Genomic DNA, 13,795 nt, shown 5'->3' on the forward strand with positions numbered 1-13,795 from the left:
CCGTCGATTCGTTGCGCGCACAACTCCACGCGAACCTGATGGCCTTCATGGACCTTTCAAGGTCCACGGTGTAGCATCCCGGCCGATGAAAGCCATTCTCAATCGCGATTTCCTCGCGCTGATCCTGAGCGTCGCGGTCGTCGGCCTCGGCACCGGCGCCACGCTGCCGCTCACCGCGCTCGCGCTGACCGAAGCCGGACACGGCACCAACGTGGTCGGCATGCTGACGGCCGCGCAGGCCCTCGGCGGCCTGGCGATCGTCCCGTTCGTCACCGCGCTGGCGCGGCACATCGGCTCGCGCCGCGCGATCGTCGTGTCGGTCGTGCTGCTCGCGACGGCCACCGCGCTGATGCAGTTCACGTCGAACCTGATCCTGTGGGGCGCGCTGCGCGTGCTGTGCGGCGCCGCGCTGATGCTGCTGTTCACGATCGGCGAGGCGTGGGTCAACCAGCTCGCCGACGATTCGACGCGCGGCCGCGTCGTCGCGATCTATGCAACCAACTTCACGCTGTTCCAGATGGCGGGCCCGGTGCTCGTGAGCCAGATCGCCGGTGCGACGCACATCCGCTTCGCGCTGTGCGGCGCGCTGTTCCTGCTCGCGCTGCCGACGCTCGCGACGATCCGGCGCGCGCCGCTCGCCGGCGACGACGCGCATCACGAGGCGCACGACCGCTGGCTCGACGTGCTGCCGCGCATGCCCGCGCTGATCATCGGCACCGGCTTCTTCGCGCTGTTCGACACGCTCGCGCTGTCGCTGCTGCCGCTCTACGCGATGGATCACGGCGTCGCGAGCGCCACGGCCGTGCTGCTCGCGTCGATCATGCTGTTCGGCGACACCGCGATGCAGTTCCCGATCGGCTGGCTCGCGGACAAGCTCGGCCGCGAACGCGTGCACCTCGGCGCCGGCTGGATCGTGCTGGCCGGCCTGCCGCTGCTGCCGTTCGTGATCGCGAACCCGTGGCTGTGCTGGCCCCTGCTGTTCGTGCTCGGCGCGGCGGCCGGCAGCATCTACACGCTGTCGCTCGTCGCGTGCGGCGAACGCTTCCGCGGGGCGGCGCTCGTCACCGCGAGTTCGCTCGTGTCGGCCTCGTGGAGCGCCGCGAGCTTCGGCGGCCCGCTGGTCGCCGGCGCGCTGATGGAGCAACTGGGCAGCCACGCGCTGGTCGGCGTGCTGATCGCCTGCGTCGCGGCATTCGTCGCGGCCGCGCTGTGGGAGCGGCGCGCCGCGTTGCAGCGCGCGGTGTGACGACGGCGCGAACGCGCGCCGCCCGGTCACCCTCATGCCGATCGCTCCGCACAAATGACGACGGCCCGCGCGATGCGGGCCGTCATGCTCACCAGCGTGCTGCGCGGCGCGTTACGCGTTCAACGCCGGCAGGATCTTGCCGACGCACGTGCCGAAGCCGACACGATAGCCGTCGCCCTGGCACCATCCGGCGAGCGCAAGCTCGTCGCCGTCCTCGATGAACGCGCGGCTGCCGCCGCCGGTCAGCGCAACCGGCTCCTTGCCGTTCCACGTCAGTTCGAGCAGGCTGCCGAACGAATCCTTCGTCGGCCCGCTGATCGTGCCCGAACCCATCAGGTCGCCCACCCGCGTGTTGCAGCCCGAGACCGTGTGATGCGCGAGCTGCTGCGCCATGGTCCAGTACATGTGCTTGAAGTTCGTGCGGCTGATCGACGTCGCCTCGGCCGCGCCTTCGGCACGCAGCGTCACTTCGAGCGCGATGTCGAACCCGTGCCGGCCCGCGTGCTGCAGGTACGCGAGCGGCTGCGGCGACTGCTCGGGCTGCGCGGTGCGGAACGGTTCGAGCGCGTCGAGCGTGACGATCCACGGCGAGATCGTCGTCGCGAAGGTCTTCGCGTTGAACGGGCCGAGCGGCACGTATTCCCACTGCTGGATGTCGCGCGCGCTCCAGTCGTTCAGCAGCACCATCCCGAAGATATGCGCCTCGGCGTCCTCGCACGCGATCGGCTCGCCGAGCGCGTTGCCGCGGCCGACGATGAAGCCCGTCTCGAGTTCGATGTCGAGCTTGCGGCACGCGCCGAACACCGGCCGCTCCTGGTCGGGCAGCTTCAGTTGCCCGTTCGGGCGCCGCACCGGCGTGCCGCTCACGACCACCGACGACGCGCGGCCGTTATAGCCGATCGGCATCTCCGACCAGTTCGGCAGCAGCGCGTTCTTCGGATCGCGGAACATCGAGCCGACGTTGGTCGCGTGCTCCTTCGACGAATAGAAATCGGTGTAGCCGGGAATCTCGACCGGCAGATGCAGCGTCGCGTCGCGCTGCGCGACCAGCACCTGCGCGCGCAGCGCCGCATCGTCGCGCAGCCGTGCGTCGTCGCGCGAGAACAGGTCCGACAGTTGCACGCGCACGCTGCGCCACGCATCGCGGCCCAGCGCGATGAATGGGTTCAGCGTCGGCGCGGCGAATGCATCGGCGCCGGCCGGCAGCGTCACGAGGCCCGCGCGCGCGAGCGCCGCCAGATCGACGATCTGGTCGCCGAGCGCCACGCCCGCGCGGCGCGCCGCGTGCGTCGCATCGCTGAAGATGCCGAACGGCAGGTTCTGGATCGGGAAATCGCAGGCGGGATCGTTCGCCGACTCGACCCAGCTCTTGCGGGCCGGGTCGAGCGTCGCGCGCCAGTCTTGGGTATCGCTCATCAAATACTCCGAGTAACCCCGCCTTTGACGGCGAGGTGGAAGGGAATGCCGCTGTTTGACAGCCGCATTTCATCGTTAAGTTGGCCGGTACGATGCTCGTCTGTCGCTACCGGGTGAAGTCGTCCGACGGACTGCTTGACGCGCAGAGCCGTGCGGTGAAGTACGTCTGCAACGACACGCGCTCACCCGCTCCGTTACAACGCGATCGCGCACGGAACCCCGTTCGAGGAAGCCGGCGAAAGCGGTTCTACCCGGTCCTGTTCGTCGCACCGGTCGAACGACGGCACGACGCGGCCGAAAGGTATCGCGGGATTGCGAACGAGCGCGTGGTGCTGCAATGGCCGTGGTGTCGTGCATGATCGCGATACCGACGCTGCGTTGAACATTCTCCGGTGCGGACGTGCATCGCCAGCCGTGGGAATCGCCCCCCGTCAGGGAGGCGGAGACGTCAACGTTGCTCCGGATTGAAGTGCTTCCTGATGCCTTGCCAGCATTCGAAGTAGTCCGCCTGCAGTTGCGCGGTGTCGAGCGCGTAGCGCGTCGGCCGGATCAGCGTGCGGGTCTCGAACATGAACGCCATCGTCGCGTCGACCTTGTGCGGCTTCGTCGTGTCGCTCGCGGACGCCTTCTCGAACGTGTCCGCGTCGGGCCCGTGGCCCGACATGCAGTTGTGCAGGCTCGCGCCGCCCGGCACGAAGCCTTCGGCCTTCGCGTCGTACGCGCCGTGCACGAGCCCCATGAATTCGCTCGCGACGTTGCGGTGGAACCACGGCGGGCGGAACGTATCCTCGGCCGCCAGCCAGCGCGGCGGGAAGATCACGAAATCGATCGTGTCGACGCCCGGCGAATCGCTCTGCGACTGCAGGACGAGGAAGATCGACGGATCGGGATGGTCGTAGCTGATCGAGCCGATCGTGTTGAACAGGCGCAGGTCGTACTTGTACGGCGCGTAGTTGCCGTGCCACGCGACGACGTCGAGCGGCGAATGGCCGATGTCCGCGCGCCACAGGCGGCCGTTCAGCTTCGCGATCAGCTCGAACGCGCCCTCGCGATCTTCGTACGCGGCCTGCGGCGTCAGGAAGTCGCGCGGGTTCGCGAGACCGTTCGAGCCGATCGGGCCGAGATCCGGCAGGCGCAGCAGCGCACCGAAGTTCTCGCAGAGGTAGCCGCGCGCATCGCCGTCCGGCAGCGCGACGGAGAAACGCACGCCGCGCGGGATCACCGCGATCTCGAACGGCTCGACGTCGAGCCGGCCGAATTCGGTCGCAATGAACAGCCGCCCCTGCTGCGGCACGATCAGCAGTTCGCCGTCCGCGCTGTAGAAGAAGCGGTCCCGCATCGAGCGATTCGCCGCGTACAGGTGGATCGCGCAGCCGTTCATCGCGGCGGCCGAACCGTTGCCGGCCATCGTCACCATCCCGTCGACGAAATCGGTCGGCTCGACCGGCATCGGCAACGGATCCCAGCGCAGCTGGTTCGGCGGCGTCGGCGGCACATCGGTCGAGTCGGCGAATTCCGACACGAGCCGCTGCGGGCCGGCATACGGCTCGAACGGCCGGTGCACGGCCGCCGGCCGGATGCGGTACAGCCACGAGCGGCGGTTGTGGCCGCGCGGCGCGGTAAACGCGGTGCCCGACAGCTGCTCCGCATACAGCCCGTACGGTGCGCGCTGCGGCGAGTTGCGGCCGTGCGGCAGCGCGCCGGGCAGCGCCTCGGTCGCGAATTCGTTCGCGAATCCGCTCAGGTAGCCGGCGGTCGCCGGTTTCGACAGGTCAAGCGTCATCGTTTCCTTTCTCCATCAATTCAGGCGGCGTTCGGCGCCTGCGCGCCGCCACGCCGGGTCACGCCCGCCAGGCCGAGGACGAACAGCGCCGAGCACAGCACGGGCACGGCGGCCGCATGGAACAGCGCACCGTTCGACCAGTTGAGCGCAATCAGTTGTCCGCCGACGAGCGGCCCGAGCACCGAGCCGATCCGGCCGATGCCGAGGCTCCAGCCGATGCCCGTCGAGCGCAGCGACGTCGGGTAATACTGGCCCGCGAGCGCGTTGACCGCCGGCTGCCCGCCGACCACGCAGAAGCCGCCCGCGAACACGACCACCAGCAGCCACGGCAGCGCATGCGCGAGCGAGCCGATCAGCCCCACCGACACGGCCGCGCACGCGAAGCACGCGAACAGCACGCGCACGAAGCCGTAACGTTCGATGAACCAGCCGAGCGACAGCGTGCCGATCACGCCGCCCGTCTGCAGCACCGTGCCGACCATCACGGCCGTGCCCTGCGAATAGCCGGCGTCGCGCATCACGGTCGGCAGCCAGTTCGACAGGAAGTACAGATCGATCAGGTTCATGAAGCTGATCGCCCACAGCAGCAGCGTGACCGGCAGGCGGCCGTGGCTGAACAGCTCGGCGACCGGCGCGCCGGTCGCGGCACGCTCGCGCACGACGAGCCGCGTGTCCGCATCGATGCCGGCTTGCGGCGCAAAGCGCGCGAGCCAGTCGCGCGCCTGCGCGACGCGCCCTTGCAGCACCAGGAACTGCAGCGACTCGGGCAGCCGCGCGGCCATCGCGATCGCGAGCACGAGCGGCACCGCGCCGCCCACGAAGAACACCGAACCCCAGCCGAGCGCCGGAATCAGCGCGGCGCTGATGAAACCGCCAAGCGCGGCGCCGAGCGTGAAGCCGCACGACACGAACATCATCCGCTTCACGCGATGCGCGGCCGGGCTGAACTCGCCGACGAGCGCCATCGCGTTCGGCATGATGCAGCCGAGGCCGAGGCCCGTGACGAAGCGCAGCGCCATCAGCGCGGGAATCGAGCCCGCGAACGGCGTCGCGAGCATCGTCACCGCGAAGAACAGCGTCGAGCCGATCAGCACCGGGCGCCGACCGATCCGGTCGGCCAGCACCGACAGCCCGAGCGCGCCGAGCAGCATCCCGAACAGGCTCGCGCTGAACACCGGGCCGAGCGCCTGTTTCGGCACGCCCCATTCGGCGATCACGCTCGGCGCGACATAGCCCATCGCCTGCGCATCGAAACCGTCGATCACGAGGCACAGCCCGCACAGCACCAGCAGCATCCAGTGAAAGCCCGGGCGACGGGTCTCGTCGATCACGCCCTCGACTTCGAGCACGCGCGCATGGGTCGGCGCCGCGCTCATTGCACGGCCTCGGCGACCGGGTGCACGGGCGGCGTCACGCCCTGCCGCGCGAGCGCCATCGCTTCACGCAGCACGTCGGCGTCGCCGATCTGGTTCGCGAGCAGCAGGATCAGCTTCGCGTTGACGAGCTGGCTGTCGCTGTCGGACAGGTCGCGATGCATGTCGATCAGCGCTTCGTAGAACGCGTCCGGATCGGCCAGGCGCGGACGGGTATCGAGGGGGGGCATGACGGAGTCTCCGGTGTCGTTGTCGTGGCAAATGCGGGTTCAGCGTGCGCCGGTCGCGCGCGCCAGCGCGTCGGCAAGCGCCTGACGGTCGAGCGTGCGCGTGCGGGCGCAGACGTGCTGGTCGGGGCGCAACAGGTAGAACGTGCCGGGCTGCGCGTCGTAGCGTTGCGCCGCGAGGCCGTCGACGTCCTCCACGACGTCGACGCCGGCCACCGGCCGCGCGTGCCCGGCCGGCACGACGAGCACCGGCCGCACCGGCAGCGCAAGGCCTTCGACCGCCCGCGCGAGTGCGGCCGCGTCGCCCGGCAACCCGAACAGCATGCCGGTGAAGCCGCCGCTCAGATGCTGCAGCAGCCAGCCCGACACGCCCTGCGCGCGCACCGGCGCATCGGCCGCCGCGGCGCCCGGCCGCATCGCGCCCGTGAAGGCGTCGCCGCCGCGATCCGGCGTGTTCAGCGGAGAATCGGCCAGTACCGCCGGCACCGACAGGCGGCCGCTGTTCACGAGCTTGCGCGCGAACTCGCAGTCGCGCGCAAGCTTCAGCGCCGCGTCCCGGAACACGCGCGACACCGGGCTCTTCGGCGTGATGAAGTCGGTCGAGCGCGTCGAGTTGCGGATGTTCTCGTCCGCCGCGAACTCGCGCTCGCTGGCATACGTGTCGAGCAGGCTGTCGGCCGCGCTGCCGTCGAGCACGAGCTTCAGTTTCCAGGCGAGGTTGTCGGCGTCCTGCACGCCGCTGTTCGCGCCGCGCGCACCGAACGGCGACACGCCGTGCGCGGAATCGCCCGCGAACAGCACGCGGCCGTGCCGGAACGTCTCCATCCGCTGGCAGCGAAACGTGTAGACGCTCACCCATTCGAGTTCGAACTCGACATCCGGCCCGAGCAGCGCACGCACGCGCGGGATCACGCGCTCCGGCTGCTTCTCGGCGACCGGGTCGGCGTCCCAGCCGAGCTGGAAGTCGATGCGCCACACGTTGTCGGGCTGGCGGTGCAGCAGCACCGACTGGTTGCGGTGGAACGGCGGATCGAACCAGAACCAGCGCTCCGTCGGAAACTCCGCCTTCATCTTCACGTCGGCGATCAGGAAGCGATCCTTGAACGTGCGGCCCTGGCTTTCGAGGCCCATCATCGTGCGCATCGGGCTGCGCGACCCGTCGGCCGCGATCACGTACCGCGCGCGCAGCGTCGCCGCGCCATCCGGCGTCTCGATCGTCAGCACCGCGTGCCCGGCCGCCTGCTCGACGCCCGTCACCTTGTGCTTCCAGCGGATGTCGATGTTCGGCAGCTCGAACGCGCGCTCGGCCAGATAGCCTTCGACGTAGTACTGCTGCAGGTTGATGAACGCGGGGCGCGCGTGGCCCTCCTCGGGCAGCAGGTCGAACGCGTAGAGCTGCTCGTCCTGCAGGAACACCTTCCCGACGTGCCAGCTCACGCCCTTGTCGACGAAACGCTCGCCGCAGCCGAGCCGGTCGAAGATCTCGAGCGTGCGCTTCGCGAAGCAGATCGCGCGCGAGCCGGTCGACAGCGTGTCGTCGTCGTCGAGCAGCACGACCGGCACGCCCTGCTGCGCGAGGTCGATCGCGGCCGACAGGCCCACCGGGCCCGCGCCGACCACCACCACCGGGTGAACGGTCGCGTCCTGCGCGCTCGGGCGGTACTCGAACTTCAGCGTCTGGTAATCGATGCTCATGGTCGCCATCCGCTCCTCAACCCCGCCGTGCGCTCGCCGGCGCGCCCGTCATCCCGCCCGTCGCCCGCCGGCGCGCCTGTCCGCCTTTCCTGTCAACCGCCACGTCTCGCTCCTCGCTTCCTGTTGATTCGTGAACGGCGCCGTCGCACGGCGCCCGAACGCCGCATTTCTTGATCGGCGACAAACTCTGGATTTACGAATAGTAAAACCAATTACGAATAGTGAAATCGACGTAAACCCTAGGCGACGGCCGGGAAACGGGATAACCATATGAGCGAAACGCCAAGCCGAGCGTGGCGCGCGCTGCTAATATCGAACTACGAGGCGGCCCGTTCGGCCGCCGTTTTTCCTTCTTACGCCGATGATTCCGCCCACCATTCCCGAGCTGGTCGCCCGTGCCGGGCAACTGCCGTATCTGCGGGATCACCTCGCGCTCGCCGAAGGCGGCACCGCGAGCGCGAATCTGCCGGAGCGCACGCTCGGCAGCGCCTACGAACCGATCTACGACGTGACGATGCCCGGCGCGCCGCAATCGACGTCGTTCGCCGACGCGATCGAGCGCTACGGCGACGAGCTCGGCTTCCAGGCCGTCACGCTGGTCACGGGCACCCCGCACGACCCGGTCGACTCGGCCGTCGACGACCAGACGCTCGTCGCGATCGACCGTCTGTCGCGCGCGCTGCACGCGATCAACTTCTTCGGCGCGCAGCGCCACGGGTTGCTGTTCCTGCGCGTACACGAACGGCTGCTCAAGAGCGTGAAATACGACCACGGCAAGCATTTCTCGTCGGTGCTGCAGCGTTTCGGGCTGCCGACCGAGCGGATCGTGATCGAGCTGCCGGCCGTCGCGGTCGCGCACAAGACCTTCCTCGGCTACCTGACGCGCAGCTACCAGCATCACGGCTTCAAGGTCGCGGACAAGCTGCCCGATCCGGGCCGCATCCTCGCGGTCGAATCGGACATGGCGCGCCCCGACTACATCAAGATGGATGCGGGCATCGCGTTGCGCGACGGGATGGTCAAGGCGCTCGTCGCCTATGCGCAGCGCGTGCGCATTCCGCTGATCTTCGACGGCGTGGTCGACGAGACGCAGTGCGAGTTGCTGCGTCAGTACGACGTGCGTTTCATGCAGGGGCCGGTGTTCGCGAAGGTCGTGACGGCCTGAACGGAGGGAAACGGCGCGCGCGCACGACTTGTGCCGCGCCGCCGGGTGCAGGCATCGGACGCCGTGCGGCTTTTCGGGAGCGGGCCGCGTGACGAGAAGGCGCGCTCGGCGCCAGGCGCCGACGGGCGGCGCAATGTTCAGGAACAGCGGCAGCGCCGTTCGCTATCGCCGGCATCAGCGACGGAACGGTTACCGCGTGCGGTAGGGCTCAGGCCGTCTGCCCGAGCCGCTGCGCGAGCGCCTTCAGCTTCGGCCCGACCTGCGTACGGAAGACCGCTTCGTCCATCGACGATGCGGGGCCGCTGCAGCTCAGGATCAGCCAGCGCCCCTCGCGCGGCTCGCGAAACGGCACGGCCGCCGCGTTCACGTCCATGTGCCACGCGCGGAACGAATAGCAGCAGCCGCCCGCCGGGAATTCGGCCACCGCCTGCCGCGCGGCGTCGACGAGCGCATCGGCGTCCGCCGCGCCGCCAGCCGCGCGGTGCAATTCGGCGTAGAGCGCCAGGCGTAAGTCTTCCGGCTGGACGGCCAGGTAAGCGCGCCCCATCGAACTCGTCAGCATCGACAGCCGCGAACCGGGCGCAAGCCCGAGCGTCAGCGCGGTCTCGCTGCGGATCGTCTCCAGATAGATCATGTCGAGCCCGTCGCGGCAGCCGAGCGACACGGCCGCGCCGATCTCGCGCGCGAGCGCCTGCATGTGCGGCCGCGCGAGGTCGAGCGTTCCCGAGCCGGACAGCAGCGCGTAGCCGAGCGAAAGCACGCCGGCGTCGAGCGCATACTTTCCGAGCATCTCGTCGTAGCGCAGGTAGCCGAGCACGGTCAGCGTGTAGGCGAGCCGGTTGACGGTCGCCTTCGGCAACCCCGTACGCTCCGCGAAGTCGCGATTGCCGAGCATCGTCTCGCCGGGCCGGAACGCGCGCAGCAGGTCCAGCCCGCGTGCGAGCGCGACGACGAACTTGCGTTCGTCGATCGTGGTTTCGTCGATGGTTGAAAGTGTCATCTGATGCTACACTGGGTTCGATTTGCAAAACATTGTTCCGCACAGCGGAACTTCAGTCAAGCAAACCTTGGGCAGAGGCCTGGTTGAATCAGGGGCCGACCGCGAAGCATGAGACCCGAACGAGCGCCGAAGCGCCGACTCGGCGCCGACCGCGAAGCATGGGGCCCGAGCAGGCGCTGAAGCGCCGACTCGGCGCCGACCGCGAAGCATGGGGCCCGAGTAGGCGCTGAAGCGCCAACTCGGGCCGACAGGAGATGAGACGATGAGTGCTGCAACTTTTCATTGGGACGATCCGCTGCTGCTCGACCAGCAACTGACCGAAGAAGAGCGGATGGTGCGTGACGCCGCGCAGGCCTACGCGCAGGACAAACTCGCGCCGCGCGTCACCGAGGCGTTCCGCCACGAGCGCACCGACGCCGAAATCTTCCGCGAAATGGGCGAAATCGGCCTGCTCGGCCCGACGATTCCGGAGCAATACGGCGGCCCCGGCCTCAATTACGTGAGCTACGGGCTGATCGCGCGCGAAGTCGAACGCGTCGATTCGGGCTACCGGTCGATGATGTCCGTGCAGTCGTCGCTCGTGATGGTGCCGATCCATGAATTCGGCTCGGAAGCGCAGAAACAGAAATACCTGCCGAAGCTCGCGACCGGCGAATGGATCGGCTGCTTCGGGCTGACCGAGCCGAACCACGGCTCCGATCCGGGCAGCATGGTCACGCGCGCGAAACCGGTGCCCGGCGGCTACGCATTGTCCGGCGCGAAGATGTGGATCACGAACTCGCCGATCGCCGACGTGTTCGTCGTGTGGGCGAAGCTGGAAGAGCACGGCAAGGACACGATCCGCGGCTTCATCCTCGAGAAGGGCTGGAAAGGCCTGTCGGCGCCCGCGATCCACGGCAAGGTCGGGCTGCGCGCGTCGATTACCGGCGAGATCGTCCTCGACGAGGTATTCGTGCCGGAAGAGAACCTGATGCCGAACGTCAGCGGCCTGCGCGGCCCGTTCACCTGCCTGAACTCGGCCCGCTACGGGATCGCGTGGGGCGCGCTCGGCGCCGCCGAGTCCTGCTGGCACACCGCGCGCCAGTACGTGCTCGACCGCCACCAGTTCGGCCGGCCGCTCGCCGCCAACCAGCTGATCCAGAAGAAGCTCGCCGACATGCAGACCGAAATCACGCTCGGCCTGCAAGGCGTGCTGCGGCTCGGCCGGATGAAGGACGAAGGCACGGCGGCCGTCGAGATCACGTCGATCATGAAACGCAACTCGTGCGGCAAGGCGCTCGACATCGCGCGGCTCGCGCGCGACATGCTCGGCGGCAACGGCATCTCCGACGAATTCGGCGTCGCCCGCCACCTCGTGAACCTCGAAGTGGTCAACACGTACGAAGGCACGCACGACATCCATGCGCTGATCCTCGGCCGCGCGCAAACCGGGATCCAGGCGTTCTTCTGATCGTCCGGGCACGCGGCGCGCCCGACAACCGCGCCGCGCACGCGCAAAAGACACGGCCCGCCCGGCATCACTGCCGGGCGGGCCGCTTTGCTTCGGAGGCGCGCTACCGGGCCGCCGGCCCGGTAGCGCGCTCACGCGCAGCCGCTGCTTACTTGTTCGGCTGCGGCGTGAGGCGCAGATACGGACGCACCGCGTTGTAGCCCTTCGGGAAGCGCTTTTTCAGCTCTTCCGGGTCCTGCAGCGACGGCACGATCACGACATCGTCGCCATCCTTCCAGTTGCCGGGCGTCGCGACCTTGTAGTTGTCGGTCAGTTGCAGCGAGTCGATCACGCGCAGCACTTCGTCGAAGTTGCGCCCCGTGCTGGCCGGGTAGGTGATGATGAGCCGCACCTTCCGGTTCGGGTCGATCACGAACAGCGAACGCACGGTCAGCGTTTCGTTCGCGTTCGGGTGGATCATGTCGTACAGCTGCGAAACCTTGCGGTCCGCGTCGGCGATGATCGGGAAGCCGACGACCGTCGACTGCGTGTCGTTGATGTCGTTGATCCAGCCCTTGTGCGATTCGACGCCGTCGACCGACAGCGCGATCACCTTCACGTTGCGCTTCTCGAATTCGCCCTTCAGTTTCGAGGTCAGCCCGAGCTCGGTCGTGCACACCGGCGTGTAGTCGGCCGGATGGGAGAACAGCACGCCCCAGCTGTTGCCCAGCCACTCGTGAAACTTGATCGGGCCCAGGCTCGATTCCTGCTCGAAATCCGGTGCGATGTCGCCAAGACGCAGACTCATGGTGTTCCCTCCTCGAACGATGCTGGTTGAAACCGCGCGCCGGACGGCGCGGGAAAGTCTGTCAGCTTACGGGAAGCAATGGCTCGTGCGAACGATTATTCCGTTTGATATTCATACTTTTTTGTCATTTTTGACCGGCATCGACGCAAGACGGACGCGCCGGTGGGAAACTTTTCACCCCGTTTGCCGCTCTGTTGATGATTACAAGTCGTTTACCATGCAGTCTTGCACTGTCCCCGTGTATCTTCCCGGCTCGCCAGCAGGCAGGGGTTTCGCTACGATGTGAACCTGCAGCATGACAGCACGAAGGGAGTTGCAATGTCGGAAATCAACAAGGAGAAACTGATGTCGGATATCAAAACCGTTCTCTCGGACGCCGAAGACCTGCTCAAGCAAGCCGCGAGCAGCACGGGCGACCGTGCGGCCGAGCTGCGCGAGAAGGCCATGTCGCGCCTGAAGCAGGCCAAGGAAAAGGCAGCCGACGTCCAGGTCGTGGTGGTCGAGAAAGGCAAGAAGGCCGCACGCGCGACCGACGATTACGTGCACGAGCATCCGTGGACGTCGATCGGCGTCGCCGCCGGCGTCGGCGTGCTGATCGGCCTGCTGATCAACCGCAAGTAACGCGTTCTGCGCCGTTACGTCCCGTTGGCCGCATCGCGGCCGACGGACGTCGAAGCCAGCCGGCGGTTCCCGCCGGCCGGCTTTGTCCTAGCCGCTCACTGCACGCGCAAGCCTCTCACCCATGACGACAGACACCACCTCGCAGCCGTCCGGCCACGGACCGCTGCGCCGCCTCGTCGGCTCCGCGATCGGACTTCTGCAAACGCGCCTCGAACTGGTGGGCATCGAGCTCGCCGAGGAAAAAGAGCGCCTGATGGGCGTGCTGTTCCTCGGGCTCGCCGCGATGATGCTCGCCACGATGGCGTTCATCAGCCTGACCGTGCTCGTCGCAATCGCGTTCTGGGATACCTACCGCTGGCAATCGCTCGCGGCCATCACCGCGCTGTACGCCGCCGGCGGTATCGCGTGCGCACTGAAGGCGCGCACGCGCCTGCGCAATGCGCCGATCGTGTTCGAGGCGACGCTCGCCGAAATCGAGAAAGACCGCGAACTGTTCCGCGGCAAGCCGTGAACGCAGTCGCGCTCATCCCACCCACCTACTTCGCCGACGCGCCATGAGCCAGAACGTCACGGGCAATTCACCCCGCTCCCATTCGTCGCGATCGAACTGGAGCGCGTCGCAGCACCGCGCGCTCCGCAAGGAACTGCTGATCCTGCGATCCGAAGTCGAGCGGCTCGAACTCGCGGAGGCAGCCGGCGAAATGCGCCAGGCCGTCACGCGCTTCAGCTGGCTCAAGGTGTTCGTCCCCGGCCTGTCCGGCAGCAAGTTCAGCCAGTCCGCAAAAAACCTGAACACAAACCTCGGCCAGCTCGTCAACCAGTACCCGATGCTGAGTTCGCTCGCATCGCTCGTGCTCGCGAAACCGGTCCGCTCGCTGCTGCGCGCGAGCGCGGGGCCCGCGCTGAAATGGGGCACGCTCGGTTTCGCCGCATGGGAGGTCTACCGGATCTGGAAGCAATCCCGTGACGAGCGCGGGCTCGACGCGCGCGACGACTGACCGCCGCCATCCGGTGCGCACGGCCATGTGCCGC

13 protein-coding genes and 1 pseudogene are annotated in these 13,795 nt (G+C 68.0%); 7 read left to right on the top strand and 7 right to left on the bottom strand.

Going from position 1 to position 13,795, the window contains the following annotated elements; translation table 11 throughout:
* Positions 1-85: 85 nt before the first annotated feature.
* Positions 86-1,246 (top strand): MFS transporter, encoded by a 1,161-nt coding sequence (locus tag GQ56_RS0115695; protein ID WP_031399554.1) that lies wholly within the window; start codon positions 86-88, stop codon positions 1,244-1,246.
* 111 nt (positions 1,247-1,357) lie between these two features.
* On the opposite strand, the gene fahA is transcribed toward GQ56_RS0115695, so the two are convergent.
* A complete protein-coding gene (fahA, locus tag GQ56_RS0115700; protein WP_031399555.1) occupies positions 1,358-2,662 on the bottom strand; it encodes a fumarylacetoacetase in 1,305 nt (434 codons plus the stop codon).
* Between the two features lie 189 nt (positions 2,663-2,851).
* Here fahA and GQ56_RS41320 point away from each other — a divergent pair.
* Positions 2,852-3,130, top strand: a pseudogene (locus GQ56_RS41320) (zinc ribbon domain-containing protein); the annotation flags it as partial.
* On the opposite strand, the gene hmgA reads toward GQ56_RS41320, so the two are convergent.
* Genes hmgA through GQ56_RS0115725 form a run of 4 tightly spaced genes read right to left on the bottom strand, consistent with a single transcriptional unit; the run spans position 3,111 to position 7,749 of the window.
* Complete coding sequence (hmgA, locus tag GQ56_RS0115710; RefSeq protein ID WP_031399556.1) at positions 3,111-4,445, bottom strand: homogentisate 1,2-dioxygenase; 1,335 nt, start codon at positions 4,443-4,445, stop codon at positions 3,111-3,113. The pseudogene GQ56_RS41320 and the gene hmgA sit on opposite strands and share 20 nt — an antisense overlap.
* Positions 4,446-4,465: 20 nt before the next feature.
* Positions 4,466-5,821, bottom strand: a complete 1,356-nt coding sequence (locus GQ56_RS0115715; protein ID WP_031399557.1) for an MFS transporter — start codon at positions 5,819-5,821, stop codon at positions 4,466-4,468.
* On the bottom strand, positions 5,818-6,048 hold the full coding sequence (locus tag GQ56_RS0115720) for a DUF2783 domain-containing protein (RefSeq protein WP_031399558.1): 231 nt from the start codon (positions 6,046-6,048) through the stop codon (positions 5,818-5,820). The genes GQ56_RS0115715 and GQ56_RS0115720 overlap by 4 nt, the downstream gene beginning before the upstream one ends.
* 39 nt (positions 6,049-6,087) lie before the next feature.
* The gene (locus GQ56_RS0115725) at positions 6,088-7,749 is read right to left on the bottom strand and encodes an FAD-dependent oxidoreductase (protein ID WP_031399559.1); all 1,662 of its coding nucleotides are present in this window, start codon (positions 7,747-7,749) and stop codon (positions 6,088-6,090) included.
* A 352-nt stretch (positions 7,750-8,101) separates the two neighbouring features.
* On the opposite strand from GQ56_RS0115725, the gene GQ56_RS0115730 reads away from it, so the two are divergent.
* On the top strand, positions 8,102-8,905 hold the full coding sequence (locus GQ56_RS0115730) for an EAL domain-containing protein (RefSeq protein ID WP_031399560.1): 804 nt from the start codon (positions 8,102-8,104) through the stop codon (positions 8,903-8,905).
* A gap of 208 nt (positions 8,906-9,113) precedes the next feature.
* Here GQ56_RS0115730 and GQ56_RS0115735 read toward each other — a convergent pair whose 3' ends face one another.
* Positions 9,114-9,905, bottom strand: coding sequence for an IclR family transcriptional regulator (locus GQ56_RS0115735; RefSeq protein ID WP_031399561.1), 792 nt, complete (start codon positions 9,903-9,905; stop codon positions 9,114-9,116).
* A 262-nt stretch (positions 9,906-10,167) separates the two neighbouring features.
* Here GQ56_RS0115735 and GQ56_RS0115740 point away from each other — a divergent pair, with 262 nt between their 5' ends.
* A complete protein-coding gene (locus GQ56_RS0115740; RefSeq protein WP_031399562.1) occupies positions 10,168-11,355 on the top strand; it encodes an acyl-CoA dehydrogenase in 1,188 nt (395 codons plus the stop codon).
* Positions 11,356-11,503: 148 nt separating this feature from the next.
* On the opposite strand, the gene GQ56_RS0115745 is transcribed toward GQ56_RS0115740, so the two are convergent.
* On the bottom strand, positions 11,504-12,142 hold the full coding sequence (locus GQ56_RS0115745) for a peroxiredoxin (RefSeq protein ID WP_031399563.1): 639 nt from the start codon (positions 12,140-12,142) through the stop codon (positions 11,504-11,506).
* A 318-nt stretch (positions 12,143-12,460) separates the two neighbouring features.
* Between GQ56_RS0115745 and GQ56_RS0115750 the strand changes: the two genes are divergently transcribed.
* The 3 genes from GQ56_RS0115750 (at position 12,461) to GQ56_RS0115760 (ending at position 13,761) form a co-directional block, all read left to right on the top strand.
* Positions 12,461-12,763, top strand: a complete 303-nt coding sequence (locus tag GQ56_RS0115750; RefSeq protein WP_006494044.1) for a DUF883 family protein — start codon at positions 12,461-12,463, stop codon at positions 12,761-12,763.
* A gap of 121 nt (positions 12,764-12,884) precedes the next feature.
* The gene (locus tag GQ56_RS0115755) at positions 12,885-13,274 is read left to right on the top strand and encodes a phage holin family protein (protein WP_031399564.1); all 390 of its coding nucleotides are present in this window, start codon (positions 12,885-12,887) and stop codon (positions 13,272-13,274) included.
* 43 nt (positions 13,275-13,317) lie between these two features.
* Positions 13,318-13,761 (top strand): DUF3318 domain-containing protein, encoded by a 444-nt coding sequence (locus GQ56_RS0115760; protein WP_031399565.1) that lies wholly within the window; start codon positions 13,318-13,320, stop codon positions 13,759-13,761.
* The last annotated feature ends 34 nt before the right edge of the window (positions 13,762-13,795 follow it).

It is taken from the genome of Burkholderia paludis (assembly GCF_000732615.1).
Lineage (GTDB): Bacteria > Pseudomonadota > Gammaproteobacteria > Burkholderiales > Burkholderiaceae > Burkholderia > Burkholderia paludis.

What these genes read in the sequence shown, in the direction of transcription:
- GQ56_RS0115735 (WP_031399561.1), bottom strand. Translation starts at nt 9,905, where the DNA reads ATGACACTTTCAACCATCGACGAAACCACGATCGACGAACGCAAGTTC.
- GQ56_RS0115695 (WP_031399554.1), top strand. Translation starts at nt 86, where the DNA reads ATGAAAGCCATTCTCAATCGCGATTTCCTCGCGCTGATCCTGAGCGTC.
- GQ56_RS0115740 (WP_031399562.1), top strand. Translation starts at nt 10,168, where the DNA reads ATGAGTGCTGCAACTTTTCATTGGGACGATCCGCTGCTGCTCGACCAG.
- GQ56_RS0115745 (WP_031399563.1), bottom strand. Translation starts at nt 12,142, where the DNA reads ATGAGTCTGCGTCTTGGCGACATCGCACCGGATTTCGAGCAGGAATCG.
- GQ56_RS0115755 (WP_031399564.1), top strand. Translation starts at nt 12,885, where the DNA reads ATGACGACAGACACCACCTCGCAGCCGTCCGGCCACGGACCGCTGCGC.
- fahA (WP_031399555.1), bottom strand. Translation starts at nt 2,662, where the DNA reads ATGAGCGATACCCAAGACTGGCGCGCGACGCTCGACCCGGCCCGCAAG.
- GQ56_RS0115715 (WP_031399557.1), bottom strand. Translation starts at nt 5,821, where the DNA reads ATGAGCGCGGCGCCGACCCATGCGCGCGTGCTCGAAGTCGAGGGCGTG.
- GQ56_RS0115725 (WP_031399559.1), bottom strand. Translation starts at nt 7,749, where the DNA reads ATGGCGACCATGAGCATCGATTACCAGACGCTGAAGTTCGAGTACCGC.
- GQ56_RS0115760 (WP_031399565.1), top strand. Translation starts at nt 13,318, where the DNA reads ATGAGCCAGAACGTCACGGGCAATTCACCCCGCTCCCATTCGTCGCGA.
- GQ56_RS0115720 (WP_031399558.1), bottom strand. Translation starts at nt 6,048, where the DNA reads ATGCCCCCCCTCGATACCCGTCCGCGCCTGGCCGATCCGGACGCGTTC.
- GQ56_RS0115730 (WP_031399560.1), top strand. Translation starts at nt 8,102, where the DNA reads ATGATTCCGCCCACCATTCCCGAGCTGGTCGCCCGTGCCGGGCAACTG.
- hmgA (WP_031399556.1), bottom strand. Translation starts at nt 4,445, where the DNA reads ATGACGCTTGACCTGTCGAAACCGGCGACCGCCGGCTACCTGAGCGGA.
- GQ56_RS0115750 (WP_006494044.1), top strand. Translation starts at nt 12,461, where the DNA reads ATGTCGGAAATCAACAAGGAGAAACTGATGTCGGATATCAAAACCGTT.